This window comes from Sorangium sp. KYC3313, from assembly GCF_052075895.1.
GTDB classification, from domain to species: domain Bacteria; phylum Myxococcota_A; class Polyangia; order Polyangiales; family Polyangiaceae; genus Sorangium; species Sorangium cellulosum_B.
This window is the reverse complement of sequence record NZ_CP197255.1, coordinates 4685687-4704473: the sequence shown is the minus strand read 5'-3', so window position 1 is coordinate 4704473 and position 18787 is coordinate 4685687. Positions and strand designations below refer to the sequence as shown.

The window sequence follows — 18787 nt, the reverse complement described above, 5'->3', positions numbered from 1 at the left end:
AGCAGGAGCAGAAGACGCGCGTCCGAGGCGGAAGGCGGCCCGACCGGCGCAGGCGCTCGTGGCCTTCACACCAACCACATGAATTTACAAAGGAAATCCAGATCACCGGCGAGCGGCGGCCGGGACGCCGTCCGTCTCCCTCCGGTGGGGCCGGCCCCCCGCTTACATAGTCACAAATCCGAATGATTTCGATGTTCTCGGCCGCTCGCTTGACAAGGATCCCACCCGAGAATACGCCCAAATAAGGAGGATTGAGATGGCGGGACAGATGGCCTTCCCCTTCGCTCAACCCCCTCCAGGCCGTCTGTCGCGCAGCGGTGGGAAGGGCGCGGCGCGTACTTCCCTGCTGCCGCGTGTCGCCCGGGCGGTCGTCCGGGTGCCGGACCCCCGTCATCATCCGATCGACATCGATCTGCCGCCGGGCCAGCCGCACATCTACGTGCACGAGGGGGCGCGCCAGGCGCTCATCCGGCGGCTGGAGCTGGCCCAGAAGCGGCCGGTCCTCCTCTCGGTGACCGACAACTACCGGCAGATGATCTCCTCCTCGTTCCGGGAGGGCATCCTGCAGGCGCGCGTCCACCACATGTTCCTGGATGCGCCGACGGTCGTGCAGGAGGCGCTCGTCCGGTACGTCGTGACGCAGGACCGGGCCGCCTCGCTCGTGGTCGGCCAGTACATCGACGAGAACGGCCACCGCATCCGGGCGAGCCGGCCGGTGAGCACGCCGCTCTCGACGCAGGGGCGGACGCACGACCTGCTGATCCTGTTCCAGAAGCTGAACCACGGGTACTTCGGCGGCGGGGTCGACGCGCTGATCACCTGGGGCAAGCGGACCAAGGCGCGGAAGCCGCGGCGCACCATCAAGCTCGGGAGCTACTCGGCGGTCGAGCGGCTGATCCGCATCCACCCCGTGCTCGACCGGCCCTGGGTCCCCCGCTACTTCATCTGTTACGTCATCTACCACGAGATGCTCCACCACGTGATGCCGGCGAGCCACGGCCACGGGCGCCGGATGCTCCATCCGCCCCAGTTCCTCGCCCGCGAGCGGCTCTTCCGCGACTACGAGCGCTCCCTCGCCTGGGAGAAGGACCACGTGGGGCGGCTCCTCCGCACCTGACGCATCCATCGCCTGCGGACGCACGTCATCCGGCGGCGTGTCGAGCGACGAACGCGACGAACGCGACGAACGCGACGAACCATTGCGCGAAGGTGCGGCTGGCTCTAAACCGGCGAACCCCCGTTCGGGCCGCGCCAGCCGGCGCCCCGTGGGCGACCCCGTAACCTCGAAAGTGTGGAAGGCCAGCGTGCAGGAGATTCTCACCCAGGAAGCGAGCCCGAAGCGGGCGATGGAGGCCCTCGAGTGGGCCGTCCAGCGAGCAGAGAAGGCGGAGGCCGAGCAGCCCGAGGCGGGCGCCGAGCCACGTGCCTCGTCCAGGGTGATCTCCGGGCGGCCCGCCGACTTCAAGGCCGCGGCCGCCACCCACCTGCCCGACGTCCGCAAGCTGCTCGACCGGGTCATGATGAGCGACGACGCCGAGGCCGGGCTCGACGCCCTGCTCGAGTCGGGCGCCCTCGCCGCGATGCTGCCCGAGGTCGAGGCGATGGTGGGTTTCGGCGACGGGGAGTGGCGCCACAAGGACGTCTGGAAGCACACGAAGCAGGTGGTGCGTCAGGCCGTCCCGAGGCTCGAGGTCCGCTGGGCGGCCCTGCTCCACGACATCGGCAAGACGAGGACGCGCTCCATCTCGCCGACGGGCGAGGTCCACTTCTTCGGTCACGCCGAGGTCGGCGCGCGCATGTTCGACAAGATCGACCGGCGGCTGCCGCTCTTCACGAAGGAGGATGCGCTGAAGAGCAGCATCCGCTTCCTGATCCTGCACCACCTCCGGGCGAGCCAGTACGACGCGTCGTGGACCGACAGCGCGGTGCGCCGGTTCGCCAAGGAGATGGGCGGTTGCCTGAAGGACGTGCTCGACCTGTCGCGGGCGGACATCACCACGAAGCGGCCCGAGAAGAAGCGGAAGGGGCTGAAGCAGATCAGCGAGCTCGCCGAGCGGGTGCTCCAGGTCCAGGCGGAGGACGCGGTGGTGCCGCCGCTGCCGAGCGGCATCGGCGACGCCATCATGCACGCGTTCGGGCTGCCGCCGTCGCGGCGGATCGGCGAGCTCAAGCGCGCGCTCGAGGAGGCGGTCGAGGCGGGCGAGGTGGCGTCGCACCAGGAGGCGGACGTCTACATCGCGTTCCTCCGGGAGCACGCGGGGCGATTCGCGATCTGAGGGCGTAGAGCGGAGCGCCCGGAAGGGGGTGCCGGCTGCCCGGCCCCCATGAAATCAAGGCGCTCAGCGAAGGGGGGCGGCGCAGGTGGTGCAGCGCTGGGGGACGCCTTCCTTGTGGTAGTGCTCGCCGCAACGGCCGCAGAGACGAGCGTCGGCCTCGAAGGCGATCAGCTTGTCGGTCGCCTTGCAGCGGAGGCCGGCGACCTGCGGCGGCTCCAGCGAGCGCACCTCGCCGGCGGCATCGTCGGGCGGAGGCAGCGCGCCTTCCTTGATGTCCGCCGCACGCGCGGGGATACGCGCCCTCGCCTCGGCCAGCACGCGCGCGGCCGCCGCGAGGTGCGCTCGCAGCGGGATGGCGATCGCCGTGCCGCTGCCCTGGACCGTGAGCGCGGTCTCCGTGAGCAACAGGCCCGTCACGTCGTGCCAGCCGATGCGCTCGATCTCGCCAGGCCCGCTCTCCAGCCCCACCCCGGCGTCACCGACACGAAGCGACTTCATCGACCACTGACCGAAGAGCCCCACCGCCGCCCCGAGGAGCAAGGCGCCGAGGAGCAGGTACGTGGCTGCCGGGTGCGCGCCCGCGTCCTCGCCCCGGAACCACTGGCCGTAAACGCCCGCCCCGGCCAGCAGCGCCGCGACGGACATGCCGAGCATCGTGAGGCCGAGCTCGAGCGACGCCTTCGGCTCGAAGCGCCGCTCGCTCCGCGGATCGGTCCGCTGCCGCAGCACGACCTCACCGCCCTGCCCCGTGGTCCCCGAACCCTTGCGCTTGCGCTTCACCGGTCTGTCGGCTGCCATCGGCGGCTTCCTATCGGAGGAGACGCCCGGACGCAAAGGGGCTCAGCCCAGGCCAGCGCTCCGCGCGAGCAGCCAGGCGGGAGCCGCAGCCCGCCCGCGCCGCAAGGACGGAGAGGTATGCTGGGACAGGATGCTCTCGATGCCCAACGCAGCGACGTACGTCCTGCCCGCGCTGGGCATCGGGCTGGCAGCCCTCGCGATCCTGGGGCCAGGCTCGCCGCGCATGGCCACCGGCGTGCGGGTGTGGGGGACGCCCATCGCCGGAAGCGAGGCGCTGGCGCTCCGCATCGAAGGGGTGCGCCGCCTCCACGGCGCCGACGATCCGGCGGCGATCCCGCAGATCGAGGTCAGCGCTGCGTCTGCAGGGGCGCCGCTCGAACCATGGACCGGCTCGCTCGACAGGGACGGCATCGGCGAGGCGCTGCTGCGCGCGCCGGCGGGGCTGCGGGAGCCGGTGACCGTGCGGATCACGCTGGGCAGCGACACGCTCCTGGAGCGGCAGCTCCCGCTGCTGCCGCCGCTCCCGGCGGCGGACACGAGCGCGCTGCCAGGCGCGGCGCACGCGACCGCGCTGCCAGGCGCGGCGCACGGGGAGCTCCGCCTGCAGGTCACGGCGGCGCGGGGAGCCCTGGCAGCTCCGTTCCCGGAGCGGGTGCGCGTCGCGATCGAGACGCAGGACGGAACGCCCGCGGCAGGGGCGCGCCTCGAGGCGAGCGCCGTCGGGGCGGAGCTCGCGGGGCACGGCGGCGGTCCGGCGCAGATCACGGCCGATGCGCGCGGCGCCGCGGAGCTCACGCTCAAGCCGCTGGCGCACACGGTCGAGCTCACGCTCCGCGCGACCCACCCGGGGAGCGCACCGCCAGGGGCACGGACCGCGAGCGGCACATGGGAAGGGAAGCTGCCCGTGATCCCGGGAGCCATCTGGCTCGATCCGGGCGGCCTCGATGGCGAACGGCCCGAGCTCCGGTTGATCTCCCCGACGCCGAGGCCGCGCGCCTACGTCTCGATCGGAGGTGCGCGCGGCCGTGCGCGCGGGACGATCGTCCCGCTCGCGGGGGACGGCGCGGGCTTCTTCTCGGGGAGGGCGGCGCTCCCGGACAGCCCCGCGCCCGGGGAGGCGGACTGGGCCGTTGTCGCGAGCGACCCCTACGAGCAGGGCGCGGGCACGGTGGCCTGGCCGATCGCGCCCGCGGCGGCGTCCGCCTCGCCGCGGCGCGTGGCGCTGCTCGCGGACGGGATGCCGGCGGCCGAGGCGCGCGAGCGGGCCCGCGCCTCGCATGCGCGGCGCGCTGGCCTCGCGGTCCTCGCCGCGTCCGCGGCGGCGCAGGTGCTGCTGCTCGCGCTGCGATCCAGGACCGCGCGGCGCCGCCTGGAGGCGCACGTCGCGGCCGCCTCGGGCGGCGAGGGCCAGGACGGCGCCCATGGCGCGCCGCTGTCCAGGGAGGATCGCGACCGGCTGCTCGCCGCCGTGCGGGCGGAGCCGCTGCTGTCGGCGCTCGCCCTCGCCGCGCTCGTCGGGCTCTCCTTCGCGGCGGTCGCGGCGCTCGCCACGTTCCGATGACCCGAGGGCGCGTGCCGCCTCGTGGATTTGATCCGCGGCGGGTCCCGAGCCGCTAGACTGGACGGCCACGCGGCACGGGGCGGGAGGACGATAGACAGGGCATGTCCGAGCAGCAGCGGTACCGGGTCATCAAGCGCCTCGCCTCCGGGGGCATGGCGGAGGTCTTCGTCGCCGAGAGCGCGGGGATCGAAGGGTTCAAGAAGCAGGTCGCGATCAAGCGCGTCCTGCCGCAGCTCAGCAAGAAGGAGCAGTTCATCGCGATGTTCCTCGACGAGGCGCGCCTCTCGGCGCACCTCTCGCACTCGAACGTCGTGTCGGTGTTCGACATCGGCGTCGGCGACGGCACCTACTTCATCGTGATGGAGTACGTGGACGGCGCCGACCTGAGGGCCCTCCTCGATCACCAGAAGAAGGTGGGCCGGCCGATGACCGTCGAGGTCGCCGCCTTCATGGCCGCGAAGATGTGCCAGGGCCTCGCCTACGCGCACGATCTCGCGACCGCGGACGGAAAGCCGCTCCAGATCGTGCACCGGGACATCACGCCGGCCAACGTGCTCATCACCCGCTACGGCGAGGTGAAGATCGTGGACTTCGGGCTCGCGAAGGCGTCGAGCCAGCTCGCCGAGAGCGACGCGGGCATCATCAAGGGGAAGTTCGGCTACCTGGCGCCCGAGACGGTGCTCGAGCAGGGCGTCGACCAGCGCGTGGACATCTTCGCGCTCGGGATCATCCTCTGGGAGATGCTCGCCGGGCGCCGGTTGTTCCTCGGCGACTCCGACTACATCACGGTGCGGCTGGTGCGCGACGCGGTGGTCCCCTCGCTCCAGCAGATCAACAGCGATGTGCCGCGCGAGCTGGAGCAGATCATCCGCCGCGCGCTCGCCCGCGACCCGGCGGCGCGCTACCTGTCGGCGCGCGAGCTCGGCCACGACCTGACCCGCTTCCTCTACCGCTACGGCCGCCCGGTGAGCGAGGACGACGTCGCCGCGCTCGTGGAGCGCGCCAAGGGCGGGCCGGCGCGGGCGGTCGACGGGACGCAGAAGATCGCCGAGCTCATCGACATGATGCTCCTCGAGTTCAAGTCGCTCACGAAGGAGCCGACCGCCGGCGGCAGCGGCCTGAGCCTGCTGCCCACCCTGGAGGGCGCCACGATCCTGGCGCACGGGGACGAGCACCCGAGCTCGCCGCCCCCGCGCAGCGAGGGGCCGCTCGGGGGGCTCGCCGACGAGCTGGAAGGCCCGGACGCGCTCCAGGACGAGTCCTCGTCCTCGGTTACGGCCTGGTTCCGGGGGCTCATCCCGCGCTAGATCGCGCGTGGGTAGGCCAGACCAGCGACGTGACGTCCGCGCCGCTGCGCTGTCCCATCCGTCCCATCCCATGACCCGTCACCGGCCAGGGGGAGCGTTCCTCCGGCCCACAGCAAAGGCAAAGAGAAGATGAGCGTCGAGATTGGAAAGCCGTTTCCGCGGTTCGCCCTGCCGAACCAGGACGGCAAGACCGTGAAGCTCGAGGATTTCGCGGGCAAATGGCTCGTCCTCTACGTCTATCCGAAGGACGACACGCCGGGATGCACGATCCAGGGCAAGTCGTTCACCGCCTCCAAGGCCGATTTCGACGACGCCAACATCGCCGTGGTCGGCGTCAGCGAGGACGACGTCACGTCGCACAAGAGCTTCTGCGACAAGTTCTCGTTCACCATCGACCTGCTCGCCGACACGCGCCACGAGCTGCTCAAGGCCGCGGGCGTCGGACAGAGCGAGTGGAAAGGCACCCTGTACTGGGACCGGACGACATTCGTCATCGATCCGTCGGGCGTGCTGCGAAGGACCTACCTGAAGGTGAAGCCCGACGGGCACGAGCAGGCCCTCCTCAAGGACATCGCGGAGCTCAAGGCCCAGGCCTGAACGCCGCGACCGCCTGCGAGGGGGCAGGGCGCATGGAGGAGCGCGCTCCACATGCGCAAAAACTTGCTCACGCTGGATTTGCTGGCATGTCGCCCCTACCCTGTCGCCCTTGTGGCACGACGCCCTCCTTTTGCTCCCGGTCGAATCGCATCGCTCACGGTCTTCGCGGCGATCGCCGCGGCGGCGATCGGGAGCGCTTCCGTGGTGGGCGCCTGTAAAGGCGCGGGGGGCGGCGGGTCCGTCGGCTCGAGTACGGGCGACGCCAGCGGCTGTCCGATGGGGCCGAGACAGGCGCTGTTCACGATCACCGTGCGCGCGAGGGGCGCCACCGTCCCGCCGGATACCACCGTTCACATCGCGTGGAGCGCCGCGGACGAGCCGATCTTCGTCCTGAGCGATCCGACCACCTGGAAGACGCTCGACGAGGCCAACCTGGTGTGCGCCGTCGATCGCGCCGAGCCTCCTCCTGAAGCGCTGGAGACGCTCGTCTGCGAGCTGTGGACGGCCGGGGTGACGTGGGTGAAGATCTCGGGGACAGGCTACGACGACTTCGAGCAGACGCTCGCGCCCGTCATGAACGAGGAGTGCGAGAGCTTCGTGCCTCAGAACGTCGATATCGAGCTCGTCCCGGCGGTGGACGGGGGCACGGGGGAGTAGCCGGTAGCCGGAGGGCGGCGCGCCGGGGCGATGGGATCGCTGCCAAGCCCAGGCGCGCTCTCCCCGATGGAATCGAGCTCCGCACGATGCTCAGCGTGAGAGGGGCCGCGGAGCAGGGCGCGATGCTGCGCGAAGAGGCCAAGAAGGCAGGACTCGCGAAGCGGAAAAGAGGCGCGGAAGAGAAGATGAGAGGGCGGCCTCTTTGAAGCATCTCCGGACATGATCACGGCTTTGATGCGCTGATCCAGCTCTCCACCGCTGGCCGCTCACGCTCTCACGAAGACATCTGGAGACCGTGTTTCATCGCCTCGTCAGGCCGCTTTCGCCCACCGTCAGGAGAGCACTTCCGTGGCATCCTTCGCCCCGAAAACGTTATCGATCCAGCGGTCGAGGGTCGTGATGTCCGTGCATGCCTGGATGCGCGCGCTCTCGCGCTCGGCGAGCACGATCCCTGCGCGCGCGAGCAGCCGGAGCAGCGTGCCCCTCTTGGCCTTGAGCTCGCCCTCACGCAAGCCCTCGAGCTTGCCGCGATGCGAGCTCGATCTCTTTCTCGGCTTCAGCAGGGTCGGTGATCTCGGGAACCACGGCCGGACCGAGCACCAGCGGCTCGACGTGGCCCAGCCCCAGCCGAGGTCGATGTTCTCCGCCGCCCAGGTGGCCACGCCCGCGTCCGGCGCTACGATAAGGACGACCGTGCCGCAGCGCTTCCTATCCTGATCTCATGGCCGCGCCGACCCCGCTCCGCCTCGCCTGGGCGACCGACGTCCACCTCAACTTCCTCTCCCGCGAGGACCTCGCGGCCTTCTGCTCCACCCTCGCCGCCACCGCCTCCGACGCCGTCCTCTTCACCGGCGACATCGCCGAAGCCACGAGCCTCCGCCCCCTCCTCGAGGCCGTCGCCCGGGCCATTGAGCGCCCGCTCTACTTCGTCCTCGGCAACCACGATTTCTACCGCGGGAGCATCGCCGCCGTGCGCACGATGGCCGCCGAGCTCTCGGCCACCTCCCCCTGGCTCAGGTGGCTCCCGTCGATCCCCCACGTCGAGCTCGGCCCGGACACGGCCCTCGTCGGCCACGACGGCTGGGCCGACGCCCGCCTCGGCGACTACGAGAGATCGCCCGTCATGCTCAACGATTACGTGCTCATCCAGGATCTCGCCTCCCTCGACCGGCGCCGCCGGAGAGAGGCCCTGCACCGCCTCGGCGACGAGGCCGCGGCGTACCTGCGCCGCGTCCTGCCACAGGCCCTCGAGCGGTACCGGCGCGTCATCGTCGCCACGCACGTCCCCCCGTTCAAGGAGGCCTGCTGGCACGAAGGCCAGATCTCCAACGACGATTGGCTCCCCCATTTCACCTGCAAGGCCACAGGCGAGGTGCTCCGCGAGGCCGCCCTGCGGCACCCGGAGCGGCGGCTCGAGGTGCTCTGCGGCCACACCCACGGCGCCGGCGTGGCGGAGATCCTCCCGAACCTCGTCGTGCGCACCGGCGGCGCCGAGTACGGCGAGCCCGCGGTGCAAGGCGTCATCGCGACCGCGTAGACCACCATCGCGCCGCGCGCCCCGGCTCCCCGCCGCCCCACCGCGCTCGCGGGCGTCCATCCCACGGACCATCCGGCCCCGACACGATGTATCCTGCGCGCCACTCCCCCGCCGACCGCGGCAGAACGGTGCGCCATGCCGACGAACGACCCCGACAGCCAGCTCGACGAGCTCCTTCGCGCGCTCGACGCAAACCCCCGCGCGACCGACGTCTTCTATCCAAGGCAGGTGAACGCGAGCCCGCCCGCCGGCGCGACGGACTACGATATCCCCGTTGCCCCCGGGGTGACGCTCGGCGCGCGCTGGCACCTGTCCGACCCGGGCAATCCCACCGTGCTCGCGTTCCACGGCAATGGCGAGACCGTCCCCGACTACGACGACATCGCCGAGGGCTGGCACGACATCGGGCTCAACCTCTTCATCGTCGATTACCGCGGCTATGGCTGGAGCAGCGGGCAGCCGACGCTGCGCTCGCTCCATGAAGATCCCTTGAAGGTCTCCGATTTCTTCGAGCGCGAGCTCGCCGAGACGAGCCGCGCCGCAGGCCTCGAACAGCCGCCGAAGCCGGTGCTCTTCGGCCGCTCGCTCGGCAGCTCCCCGGCGTCGCGGATCGCCGCGCACCGCGGCGACGCGTACCGCGCGCTCCTCCTCGAGAGCGGGTTCAGCGACGTGCGGCACCTGCTCGCCCTCTTCGAGATCGACCTCGGCGATCTGCGCGACGAGGCGCACCGCAGCTTCTCGAACCCGGAGCTCCTGAGGCACGTCGAGATCCCGGTCCTCGTCCTGCACGGCGCGCGCGACACGCTGCTCCCGCCGGACCACGCCCGCGAGAACCACGCGGCCGTCCCCCACGAGAGGAAGGCCCTGCACCTCATCGACGGCGCCGGGCACAACGATATCCTCCTCTTCGCGTCCGCCTATTTCGGAGCGATACGGGCCTTCCTGCAGAAGCACTGAGCGAAGGCGCCGAGCGGCGCTCGCCCGCTACACCTCGAACAGCAGAAAGGGCTTGCCGGTGAGCTTCCTGAGCAGCGGCATCGCCACGTTGTAGACCGGAGTCCCGTTCGACATGCGCCCCTCGAGCGCCCCGTGGTGCGCGTGTCCGTGGAAGACCACGTCGGCGCCGTACAGATCGATCGGCGCTGCAAGGCGGCTCGTCCCAAGGAAGGGCCTTATCTCCACGTTCTCGCCGACGGTCGTCTCGAGGATCGGCGTGTAATGCATGATCACGATCTTCTTCTCGCTGTCGAGCTGGGACAGCGCCGCCTCGAGCTTCAGCGCCTCGGTCACGGCCTCCTGCACGAAGGCCTTGAGCGGGCCCTCGCCGAACGCCTGAAGCGTCGCGCTCCCGAACCCGCCCATGAAGCCCTTCACGCCGGCGACCCCGATGTCGTCGCACAAGATCAGGTGATCCCCGTCGAGCACCGCGACGCCCGCGTCGCCCAGGAGCTTCGCGATCTCGACGCCCGCCCCCCGGTCGAGGTCGTGGTTGCCGAGCACGGCGGCGCACGGCATCGAGAGCCCGGCGAGCGCGTCGGCCAGCACCTTCGCCTCCTCGGGATGGCCGCGATCGGTGAGATCGCCGCACAGCACGAGCAGCTCCGCCTCCGCGTTCACCGCCTTCACGAGCTCGCGCATCCTGGCGCCGTGCTCGGGCCGGCAGTGCAGATCCGAGGACGCCGCGATGCGGCGCTTGCCCGGCTCCCCGTTCCCTCCGGCGACGGCGGCGCTCATGATCCCGGCTTGCGGACCCGCGCCGCCTCGGCCTCCACCCCCGGCCCCTCCGCGCCGCCCGGAGCCCCGTCACGGCCCGGCCTCCCCTTGCCGGGGCGAGGCCGCCCCGCCGCAGACCGCCGGCGCTTCCGGCACAGCGCCCCCCGCGCCGCCTCGGGCGCGGGCGCTGCGGGTCCCACGACGAGCCCGAGCTTCTCGTAATCGTGCACGTACTGCTGCCTGCTGATCAGGTTGCCCCGGCATACCCGGAGCGGCGCGTCGCCGGCCCGCGTCTGCGCCAGCGTACGCCGGCAGAGCTCGTCGATGATCCACCCGGGCACCCGGCTCCGCGCGCCCGGATAGACGAAGCGGTACAGCGTCAGGTGCGCGAACAGGACCTCCCAGTAGGGACCGAACCGGGCGAGGAGCCTCTCCCAGTCCATCTCGTCCCCACACGCGTAGATGAGGTGGTTCACGTCGGCGCCGTCGTACCGCTCCCGTTCGTCCACGAACGCCTTCGTGAAGATGATCTCCTCGACCGGCGCGATCAGACAAGAGTGCCCCAGGATCGTGGCCGGACGCGCATGCTCGAACCAGCCGCCATCCACCACGGCCAGGCCGTTGCTCGACGAGAAGATGAGATCGATGAAGCGATCGCCCGTATAGGCCTTCCCGATCCACCGCGGATCGATGAGCTCCGTCTCGAAGCCGGCCCGCTCCAGCGCCCTGAACGCCGCCGGCACCTCCCGCTCGTCCAGCATCACGTCGAGATCCTTCGTGTCCCGGAAAATGCCCGTGTATGCGAAGAAGGCATACGCCCCCGCCACCATGAACGGCACGCCGGCGCAGAGGAGGGCCTCCATCGCCCTCACCCTCACCTCCAGCTCGCCCGCGCGGGAGAGCTGGCCGGCGGGGTCGTCGAAGGCCGGAGGAGCGAGCGCCGCGCGCTCGCCTGCGCGCGTCGCCCGGGCTGAAAGCGCGTGCTCCGCGTCGCCTGCGACAGGGGATCCGCTGCGCACCATCCCCCTCTGCGTAATGAACAGGACGTGCGATGGCGACCCCCCTCCCCCCTCACGCGCCCGGAACATGCGCGGAATATGCGTGGAATATGCGTGGACCGCGTCGACCGCGTGGACCACGTCGGAAGGCGCCGGAACGACGCGAACGAAGGAAGAGAAGCGGGCTCGTCCTCGCTGACCATTGCACGACGTGGCGGGTCTGGCTCAAGCTCGCCTGCCGGGGCCGCTCGGCGCGCCCCGAGCTGGCTGGCGACGAGCCGCGGCCCGACGCTCGAAGAGGAGGCACATCCGTGAACACCGCCATCGCGACGATCAATCCAGCGACCGGAGAGACGCTCGAGACGTTCGAACCCCTCTCGTCAGCGGCGCTGGAGCAGAAGGTGGCGCGCGCGCACGCCGCGTTCCGCGGCTTCCGGCAGACCCCCGTCGCCGAGCGGGCCCAGAAGCTGCGCCGGGCAGCCGACATCCTGGACGGCGAGAAGGAGCAGCTCGGGCAGCTCATGACGCTCGAGATGGGGAAGACCATCGGCTCCGCCGTCGCCGAGGCCCAGAAGTGCGCGACCGCGTGCCGCTACTACGCCGACAACGCCGAGCGCCTGCTCGCCCCCGAAGAGGTCGCCACCGACGCGGGCAGGAGCTACGTGGCCTTCCACCCGCTCGGCGTGGTGCTCGCCATCATGCCGTGGAACTTCCCGTTCTGGCAGGTCTTCCGCTTCGCCGCGCCGGCGCTCGTCGCCGGCAACGTCGGCCTCCTCAAGCACGCCTCGAACGTCCCCCGCTGCGCGCTCGCGATCGAGGACATCCTCCGCCGGGCCGGCTTCCCGGAAGGGGTCTTCCAGGCGCTGCTCACCGGGACCGACGTCGTGCCGCGCCTCCTCGCCGACCCGCGCATCGCGGCCGCGACGCTCACCGGCAGCGAGAACGCGGGGCGCAGCGTCGGCGCCCACGCCGGCAAGCACCTCAAGAAGGTGGTGCTCGAGCTCGGCGGAAGCGATCCGTTCATCGTCCTGCCGAGCGCCGACCTCAACGCCGCCGTGGGGACCGCGATCCGCGCGCGCATCATCAACAACGGCCAGTCCTGCATCGCGGCGAAGCGCTTCATCGTCCACGAGTCGATCGCGCCCGAGTTCGAGCAGCGCTTCGTCGCGACCATGCGGCGCCTGCGGGTCGGTGATCCGATGGATCCGTCGGTCGACGTCGGGCCGCTCGCCACGCCGCAGATCGCCGCGGAGCTCGAGGAGCAGGTGCGGGCGTCGGTGGCCGCGGGCGCGCTCCTCCTCACCGGAGGCAAGCGGCTGAGGGGGCCGGGCAACTACTTCCCGCCGACCGTGCTCACCGACGTCCAGCGCCCCTCCCCCGCCGCCGACGACGAGCTCTTCGGCCCGGTCGCGGCGGTCTTCCGCGTCACCGACCTCGACGAGGCCATCCACATGGCGAACTCCACCCGGTTCGGCCTCGGGGCGAGCGCCTGGACCCGCGACGCCGACGAGCGCGAGCGGCTCATCAACGAGCTCGATGCCGGCCAGGTGTTCATCAACGGCATGGTCGTGTCCGATCCCCGGCTGCCGTTCGGCGGCATCAAGATGTCCGGCCACGGCCGCGAGCTCTCCTCGTACGGCCTGCGCGAGTTCGTGAACGTCAAGACCGTCTGGATCGCCAAGGACGAACGGCCGAGGGGCCTGCCAGCATCCGAGTGATCCGGCCAGCCGTCCGGCCGCCGCTTCCCCGGCGCCCTGCGACGGGCGATGATGGCGGCCATGTCGCTCCCCGGCTTCACCGAGACGCAGTTCTCGCACGGCGGCGTGGCGCGGGTGGTCTACCGCCGCGGCGCGGGCCCGGGCGTCGTCGTCATGCACGAGATCCCGGGCATCACCCCGTCGGTCGCGGCGTTCGCCGAGCGCGTGGCGGACGCCGGCTTCACCGTCTTCGTGCCGCACCTCTTCGGGACGCCCGGCAAGCCGGACACGCCCCTCTACATCGTCGAGCAGCTGGGCCGCGCCTGCGTCAGCCGCGAGTTCCACGTGCTCGCGTCCAGGCAGGCGAGTCCGATCACCGACTGGCTGCGCGCGCTCTGCCGCGACGTCCACGCGGAGCTCGGGGGCAAGGGCGTGGGCGCGATCGGCATGTGCCTGACGGGCAACTTCGCGCTGGCGCTGATGGTCGACCCCGCCATCGCGGCGCCCGTGCTGAGCCAGCCGTCGCTGCCCTTCCCGCTCTCGCGCGAGCGCCGCGCCGGGCTGCACCTCTCCGACGACGGCCTCCGCGCCGTCAAGGAGCGCGTCGCCGCCGGTACCCCGGTGCTCGGGCTCCGCTTCACCCACGATCCGATGTGCCCGAAGGAGCGGTTCGACCGCCTCCGGGCCGAGCTCGGCGACGGCTTCGAGAGGATCGAGATCGACTCGTCCCCAGGCAACCCCCATGGGATCCCGCGCACCGCCCATTCGGTCCTGACCCGCGATCTGGTCGACCGCGAAGGCCACCCGACGCGCGAGGCGCTCTCGCGCGTCCTCGCCTTCTTCCGCGAGCGCCTCCACCCCTGACCGCCCGCAGCGGAAGCCACGCCCCAGGCCGGAACGTCACGCGACGCCACGCGACGCCACGCAACGTCACGCGACGATGCACGGCCGGTTGCGTCTCCGTGAACGTCGACTTACCGTCATTGATTGTGTCGGACGATCCGGCCGTGGCCGCTCTGCTGAGCGAGTACCCCCCTGCTGCGCAACAGCTGACATTGCACGTGCGCAAGCTGCTCCTCCGCATCATTCCCGACCTCCACGAGCACGTCTATCCAGGCTGGCGGCTCGTCAGCTTCCGGATGGGCAGCGGCGACCAACACAAGATCTGCTGGCTCGCCCCGCAGCGCTTCGGCGTGACCCTCGGCTTCGAGCGCGGCGCCGAGCTGCCGGATCCGAACGGCCTGCTCACCGGCGAAGCCAAGCAGGCCAGGAACCTCCACATCCGCTCTGCCAAGGACGTGGACGTCGCCGCGATCGCCGCGCTGGTCGCGGCCGCCGTCGCGCTCCACCGGGACCGGTGAGGATCGCGCGGAGCGCCGCGGCGCGAGGGCCGCGCCCGCGGCTCAGCGGCGCCCGTGGACGACCCGCCCGCCCGTCTTGCCGAGCGCGTACGAGAACCCGAGCTCCAGCGTGGAGCGGGTGACGATCGCCCCGAGATCGAGCCCCTGCTCCACCATGAGCCGCGCGGCCTCGGGCGCGATCCCGACGAGCACCACCTCGGCCCCGAGCAGCCCGGCGGCGCGCGCCGCCTGCGCGAGGTGGTTCGCCGCGCTCGCGTCGACCACCGCCATGCCGGTGACGTCGATGATCACGACGCGCGCCTGGTGGTCGGAGATCTCCTTCAGCATCGCCTCGATGAAGCGGCCGGAGCGGTGCGTGTCCAGCGCGCCCACGATCGGCATGACGAGGACGCCGCGCGCGATCGGCACCACCGGGCTCGACATCGCGGCGATCGTCTCGAGGAGCGCCTCCTGGCGGCGGCTCAGCGACTCGAGCGCCCTCGTCCGCTCCTTGATCCGCGACAGGAGCCGCGCGTTCTCGATCACGACGGCGGCCACCGCGGCCACGCGCTCGATGAGCGCCAGGTCGGTCGCCGAGCACGCGTCGGGCTGCGGGCTGGCCAGGACGAGGACCCCGAGGACCGCCTCCCGCGAGAGCAACGGCACGCCGACCAGCGTGCGCGCGCCGCGCCCGCGCGCCTCGGCGACGTCGTCGAAGCGCTGGTACTCGCTCGACGCGGTGTCGATGACGAGCGAGCTGCACGAGCGCATCACCTGGCCCACCAGCGAATCGTCCGCGACGGGCGCGCGCTCGTCGTCGGCGAGGCTCTCGCGCTGGGCCATGCCGATCACCAGGAAATCGAGCGCGCGCTCGTGCCCCCCGGCGCCCAGCCTGCGGTTCGCGATCCTGCGGGCGGAGCTCGAGGCGAGGTGATCCGAGAGGGCGCTCGAGAAGGGCGTGCGCTCGAGGGTCACGAGGTCGACCCCCGTGTCGATGCAGCGCGACGCCGGCAGGTCCGCGAGGGCCTCCGCGACGCCCCGCGTGGCCATCTCGTAGAGCGCCTGCACGCCGCGGTACCCCATGTCGTACTCGCGCTGCACCACCGCCGCGTGGATCACGCCGTCCTGGAGCATCGCGACCGTGGCGGTGACGAGATCGAAGGCGACCACCTTGAGATCGCCGGACCGCCCGAGCTTCATCGACGCCTGCCCCAGGCTGGGGCCGTTCTCGCTGCACACCCCGAAGGCGCCGGCGAGGCCGGGGTTCGAACGCACCGCGTCGACGGCGAGCGCGATCGCGCGCTCCACGTCGAAATGGTTCTCCGAGAGCGAGCTCACGCGGACCGCCGAGCCGGCGATCGCCTCGCGGAAGCCCTCGATGCGCCCCTGGGCGTTCGGCACGGCGAAGGACTCCGCCTGGATGGTGATCTCGCCTCCCTGCGGCAAGCACCGCAGCATCGCCTGGCCCGCGATCCTCCCGGCGGCCCGGTTGTCGGTCCCGACGTAGAGCAACGACCGGCTGCCCGGGGCGGCCGGCGTGTCGATCGTGATGACCGGGATGCCCGCCGCCATCGCGCGGCCGATGGCCGGCTCGAGCGCCACGGGGTCGATGGGCGCGATCGCGATCCCGTCCACCCGCCGGCGGATCCCTTCCTCGAGGAGCGCCTCCTGAGCCGCGGCGTCGGCGGACAAGACGCTCCTGAACTCGACCCCGGCCCGGAGATCGCGCCCCGCCGCCAGCGCGCCGTCCCGCAGGTTGTTCCAGTACGCCGTCAGCGGCCGGCGGGGAGCCTTGTAGACGCGGATCATCGGCCGGCCTGGCGCGCCGCTCGCGTCGTACGATCCGCGCCACCCATCGGCGACGCGCCCCTCGCCCCCAGCATCCTCCAGGACGGCGAGGTCGATCGCGCTCCAGCGCGGGCCGGTCTGAACGCTCCGGATCCCGTCCGCGAGCGTCTCGATGAGCTCGAGGGGATCGACCGACTCGGCGACGGAGCTCAGCACCTCCTCGAGCAGGCGCAGCTCCTGGGCGCTCTGCGCCTTCTCCTCGAAGAGGCCGCGCCGCTCGAGCGCGGCGCCCACGCTCGCCGCGACCGACTCCACGAGCGCGCGGCGCGGGCCCGAGAGCGGCGCCGCGTCCTGCTGCTCCAGGGCGAGGTAGGCGCCCGGCGCGCCGAACATGGGCACCGCGATGACGTGGACGTAGACACCGTCGGGCAGCCAGCCGGGCGCTTCCGCGAGCTCGGGCAGGTGCGCCCGGTACCACGCGGTCGCGGGGACGACGCACGGGCCGTGCGCCGCCTCGGGCGCCGCGGCGGGGCCGAACGGGGCCGACGCGCTGAGCGCCCCGCCGTCGGATGGCACGTTCACCCGGCCCGGCAGGAGGCCGTCGAGCCCCACGATCGCCCTGTACGAGAGGCGCCGGCCGGTACGTATCAGCAGGCTCCCGCGCCGCGCGCCCGGGAGGCCCTCCATGGCTCGCCGCACAAGGTCGTGGAGAGTCGAGAAAACGTCCAGTCCGGTAGTCATGCAGATCCGTTCAGCCGCTCGCTCGCTGCGCAGCGCGCGTGCGGGCGGGCGCATCCCGTAGCAGGCGTGAGCGGGCTCGTGCTTGTCAAGCAGAGACGATGAGACCACCGTAGGACCACGAGGAGCTCGCACCCGCATGAAGCTCGCCTCTCTCCGCGGCCCCGGCCGCGACGGCACGCTCGTCGTCGTCCGCCGCGACGGCCTCGCCTACGCGCCCGCCGGCGCCGCCCTCCCCACGCTCCAGGCCGCGCTCGACGACTGGGAGCGCGCCGAGCCCGCGCTCCGCCGCATCGCCGACGATATCGAGCGGGGGGACGCGGCGGTGACCCCGCTCGTCATGGAAGAGCTCGCCGCGCCGCTTCCGCGCGCCTACGAGTGGGTCGACGGCTCGGCGTACATCCACCACATCGAGCTGGTGCGCAGGGCGCGCGGCGCCGAGCCCCCCGCGACGCTGACGACCGATCCGCTGGTGTACCAGGGCGGCTCCGGCGTCCTGCTCGGCCCGACCGACGACATCGTCCTGCGCGACGAGGCCTGGGGCCTCGACTTCGAGGCCGAGGTCTGCGTCGTCCTCGGCGACACCCCGCAGGGCACGCGCCGCGAAGAGGCCCACCGGCACATCCGCCTCTTCCTGCTGGCCAACGACGTGACGCTGCGCAACCTCGTGCCCGCCGAGCTCGCGAAGGGATTCGGCTTCTTCTGCTCCAAGCCCGCCACCGCGTTCTCGCCGTTCGCGATCACGCCCGACGAGCTCGGGGACGCGCTCCGCGACGGGCGCGTCCATCTGCGGCTCCGCTCGACCTACAACGGCGCGCTCATCGGTGATCCCGAGGCCGGCCCGGAGATGCATTTCTCGTTCTTCGAGCTCATCGAGCACATCGCCAGGACGCGCAGCTTCACCGCGGGGACGCTCCTCGGCAGCGGCACCGTCTCGAACCGGGATCCGGCGCGCGGCGTGTCTTGCCTCGCCGAGCGGCGCATGCTCGAGATCCTCTCGGACGGGGCGGCCAGGACGCCGTTCATGAAGCCAGGAGACACGATCATGATCGAGATGCTGAATCGCGTGGGAGAGAGCCTGTTCGGGCGCATCGCGCAGCGGGTGGTGGCCAGATGAGCGCCGCCGTGAAGGGGCTCGCGCTCTACGGCTACTGGCGCAGCTCGTGCAGCTGGCGCGTGCGCATCGCGCTGGCCCACAAGGGCATCGAGCACGCGTACCGGCCGGTGAACCTCGTCCGGGACGGCGGCGAGCAGCTCCGCGACGAGTACCGGGCCAAGAACCCGATGGCGCAGGTGCCCCTGCTCGAGTTCGAGCAGGGCGGCGCCGTCCGGCGTGTGTCCCAGTCGGTGGCCATCATCGAGCTGCTCGAGGACCTCTTCCCCGCGCCGCCGCTCCTGCCCGCGGATCCGTACCTGCGCGCCAGGGCGCGGCAGCTCGTGGAGATGATCAACTCCGGCACGCAGCCGATGCAGAACACCGCCACGCTGAAGTACGTGAGGGACGAGCTCGGCGGCGACGAGAAGGCCTTCGGCCGGCGCTTCATCGCCTCGGGCCTCGCCGCGTTCCAGGCGGCGGCGAGCGAGCTCTCCGGGCGGTTCTGCGTCGGCGACCAGGTCACCGTGGCGGACGTGTTCCTCGTGCCCCAGCTCTACAACGCGCGGCGCTACGAGGTCGACCTCGCGCCGCTCTCGACCCTTGTGCGGATCGAGGCGGAGTGCATGGCGCTGCCCGCCTTCCAGGCCGCCCACGCCGACCGCCAGGCCGACGCGGTCGCCTAGC

At 71.7% G+C, this 18787-nt stretch carries 18 protein-coding genes; 13 read left to right on the top strand and 5 right to left on the bottom strand.

Annotation, left to right across the window (positions count from 1 at the left end; all coding sequences use genetic code 11):
* The first annotated feature begins 376 nt into the window (after nt 1–376).
* Both ACSRUE_RS18470 and ACSRUE_RS18465 read left to right on the top strand, forming a co-directional pair.
* The gene (locus ACSRUE_RS18470; RefSeq protein WP_441292136.1) at nt 377–1117 is read left to right on the top strand and encodes a hypothetical protein; all 741 of its coding nucleotides are present in this window, start codon (nt 377–379) and stop codon (nt 1115–1117) included.
* 187 nt (nt 1118–1304) lie between these two features.
* On the top strand, nt 1305–2276 hold the full coding sequence (locus ACSRUE_RS18465) for an HDIG domain-containing metalloprotein (RefSeq protein ID WP_441292135.1): 972 nt from the start codon (nt 1305–1307) through the stop codon (nt 2274–2276).
* Between the two features lie 63 nt (nt 2277–2339).
* Here ACSRUE_RS18465 and ACSRUE_RS18460 read toward each other — a convergent pair whose 3' ends face one another.
* Complete coding sequence (locus ACSRUE_RS18460) at nt 2340–3074, bottom strand: hypothetical protein (protein ID WP_441292134.1); 735 nt, start codon at nt 3072–3074, stop codon at nt 2340–2342.
* Nucleotides 3075–3213: 139 nt separating this feature from the next.
* Here ACSRUE_RS18460 and ACSRUE_RS18455 point away from each other — a divergent pair, with 139 nt between their 5' ends.
* From ACSRUE_RS18455 to ACSRUE_RS18440, 4 genes are all read left to right on the top strand, one after another.
* Nucleotides 3214–4635, top strand: a complete 1422-nt coding sequence (locus ACSRUE_RS18455) for a hypothetical protein (protein WP_441292133.1) — start codon at nt 3214–3216, stop codon at nt 4633–4635.
* A gap of 101 nt (nt 4636–4736) precedes the next feature.
* Nucleotides 4737–5942 (top strand): serine/threonine protein kinase, encoded by a 1206-nt coding sequence (locus ACSRUE_RS18450; RefSeq protein ID WP_441292132.1) that lies wholly within the window; start codon nt 4737–4739, stop codon nt 5940–5942.
* Nucleotides 5943–6071: 129 nt separating this feature from the next.
* Entirely contained in the window at nt 6072–6539 is a 468-nt protein-coding gene (locus tag ACSRUE_RS18445; RefSeq protein WP_012238595.1) for a peroxiredoxin, read from the top strand.
* Nucleotides 6540–6815: 276 nt separating this feature from the next.
* Nucleotides 6816–7196, top strand: a complete 381-nt coding sequence (locus tag ACSRUE_RS18440) for a hypothetical protein (RefSeq protein ID WP_441292131.1) — start codon at nt 6816–6818, stop codon at nt 7194–7196.
* Nucleotides 7197–7528: 332 nt separating this feature from the next.
* Here ACSRUE_RS18440 and ACSRUE_RS18435 read toward each other — a convergent pair whose 3' ends face one another.
* The gene (locus tag ACSRUE_RS18435; RefSeq protein WP_441292130.1) at nt 7529–7858 is read right to left on the bottom strand and encodes a hypothetical protein; all 330 of its coding nucleotides are present in this window, start codon (nt 7856–7858) and stop codon (nt 7529–7531) included.
* A 59-nt stretch (nt 7859–7917) separates the two neighbouring features.
* Here ACSRUE_RS18435 and ACSRUE_RS18430 point away from each other — a divergent pair, with 59 nt between their 5' ends.
* On the top strand, nt 7918–8733 hold the full coding sequence (locus ACSRUE_RS18430; RefSeq protein WP_441292129.1) for a metallophosphoesterase family protein: 816 nt from the start codon (nt 7918–7920) through the stop codon (nt 8731–8733).
* A gap of 135 nt (nt 8734–8868) precedes the next feature.
* On the top strand, nt 8869–9690 hold the full coding sequence (locus tag ACSRUE_RS18425; RefSeq protein WP_441292128.1) for an alpha/beta hydrolase: 822 nt from the start codon (nt 8869–8871) through the stop codon (nt 9688–9690).
* Between the two features lie 27 nt (nt 9691–9717).
* On the opposite strand, the gene ACSRUE_RS18420 is transcribed toward ACSRUE_RS18425, so the two are convergent.
* Together ACSRUE_RS18420 and ACSRUE_RS18415 are read right to left on the bottom strand one after the other, a co-directional pair.
* Nucleotides 9718–10467 carry a metallophosphoesterase family protein gene (locus ACSRUE_RS18420; RefSeq protein WP_441292127.1) on the bottom strand — a complete coding sequence of 250 codons (750 nt, stop codon included), beginning with the start codon at nt 10465–10467 and terminating at the stop codon, nt 9718–9720.
* Nucleotides 10464–11468, bottom strand: a complete 1005-nt coding sequence (locus tag ACSRUE_RS18415; protein ID WP_441292126.1) for a hypothetical protein — start codon at nt 11466–11468, stop codon at nt 10464–10466. The genes ACSRUE_RS18420 and ACSRUE_RS18415 overlap by 4 nt, the downstream gene beginning before the upstream one ends.
* A 287-nt stretch (nt 11469–11755) precedes the next feature.
* On the opposite strand from ACSRUE_RS18415, the gene ACSRUE_RS18410 reads away from it, so the two are divergent.
* From ACSRUE_RS18410 to ACSRUE_RS18400, 3 genes are all read left to right on the top strand, one after another.
* Entirely contained in the window at nt 11756–13162 is a 1407-nt protein-coding gene (locus tag ACSRUE_RS18410; protein WP_441292125.1) for an NAD-dependent succinate-semialdehyde dehydrogenase, read from the top strand.
* A 60-nt stretch (nt 13163–13222) separates the two neighbouring features.
* Entirely contained in the window at nt 13223–14005 is a 783-nt protein-coding gene (locus ACSRUE_RS18405) for a dienelactone hydrolase family protein (RefSeq protein WP_437765491.1), read from the top strand.
* Nucleotides 14006–14148: 143 nt separating this feature from the next.
* The gene (locus ACSRUE_RS18400; protein WP_437765490.1) at nt 14149–14502 is read left to right on the top strand and encodes a DUF1801 domain-containing protein; all 354 of its coding nucleotides are present in this window, start codon (nt 14149–14151) and stop codon (nt 14500–14502) included.
* Between the two features lie 42 nt (nt 14503–14544).
* Here the strand turns inward: ACSRUE_RS18400 and ACSRUE_RS18395 are convergent, their stop codons facing one another.
* The gene (locus tag ACSRUE_RS18395) at nt 14545–16956 is read right to left on the bottom strand and encodes a substrate-binding domain-containing protein (protein ID WP_441292124.1); all 2412 of its coding nucleotides are present in this window, start codon (nt 16954–16956) and stop codon (nt 14545–14547) included.
* 190 nt (nt 16957–17146) lie between these two features.
* Here ACSRUE_RS18395 and ACSRUE_RS18390 point away from each other — a divergent pair, with 190 nt between their 5' ends.
* Both ACSRUE_RS18390 and maiA read left to right on the top strand, forming a co-directional pair.
* Complete coding sequence (locus tag ACSRUE_RS18390; protein ID WP_441292123.1) at nt 17147–18124, top strand: fumarylacetoacetate hydrolase family protein; 978 nt, start codon at nt 17147–17149, stop codon at nt 18122–18124.
* Nucleotides 18121–18786 (top strand): maleylacetoacetate isomerase, encoded by a 666-nt coding sequence (gene maiA / locus ACSRUE_RS18385; RefSeq protein ID WP_437765487.1) that lies wholly within the window; start codon nt 18121–18123, stop codon nt 18784–18786. Before ACSRUE_RS18390 ends, maiA begins: the two co-directional genes overlap by 4 nt.
* Nucleotide 18787: the final 1 nt, after the last annotated feature.

Coding starts and splice junctions, on each gene's coding strand:
- ACSRUE_RS18390 (WP_441292123.1), top strand. CDS start 17,147: ATGAAGCTCGCCTCTCTCCGCGGCCCCGGCCGCGACGGCACGCTCGTC.
- ACSRUE_RS18420 (WP_441292127.1), bottom strand. CDS start 10,467: ATGAGCGCCGCCGTCGCCGGAGGGAACGGGGAGCCGGGCAAGCGCCGC.
- ACSRUE_RS18450 (WP_441292132.1), top strand. CDS start 4,737: ATGTCCGAGCAGCAGCGGTACCGGGTCATCAAGCGCCTCGCCTCCGGG.
- ACSRUE_RS18425 (WP_441292128.1), top strand. CDS start 8,869: ATGCCGACGAACGACCCCGACAGCCAGCTCGACGAGCTCCTTCGCGCG.
- ACSRUE_RS18440 (WP_441292131.1), top strand. CDS start 6,816: ATGGGGCCGAGACAGGCGCTGTTCACGATCACCGTGCGCGCGAGGGGC.
- ACSRUE_RS18455 (WP_441292133.1), top strand. CDS start 3,214: ATGCCCAACGCAGCGACGTACGTCCTGCCCGCGCTGGGCATCGGGCTG.
- ACSRUE_RS18415 (WP_441292126.1), bottom strand. CDS start 11,468: ATGGTGCGCAGCGGATCCCCTGTCGCAGGCGACGCGGAGCACGCGCTT.
- ACSRUE_RS18405 (WP_437765491.1), top strand. CDS start 13,223: ATGTCGCTCCCCGGCTTCACCGAGACGCAGTTCTCGCACGGCGGCGTG.
- ACSRUE_RS18395 (WP_441292124.1), bottom strand. CDS start 16,956: ATGGAGGGCCTCCCGGGCGCGCGGCGCGGGAGCCTGCTGATACGTACC.
- maiA (WP_437765487.1), top strand. CDS start 18,121: ATGAGCGCCGCCGTGAAGGGGCTCGCGCTCTACGGCTACTGGCGCAGC.
- ACSRUE_RS18460 (WP_441292134.1), bottom strand. CDS start 3,074: ATGGCAGCCGACAGACCGGTGAAGCGCAAGCGCAAGGGTTCGGGGACC.
- ACSRUE_RS18430 (WP_441292129.1), top strand. CDS start 7,918: ATGGCCGCGCCGACCCCGCTCCGCCTCGCCTGGGCGACCGACGTCCAC.
- ACSRUE_RS18445 (WP_012238595.1), top strand. CDS start 6,072: ATGAGCGTCGAGATTGGAAAGCCGTTTCCGCGGTTCGCCCTGCCGAAC.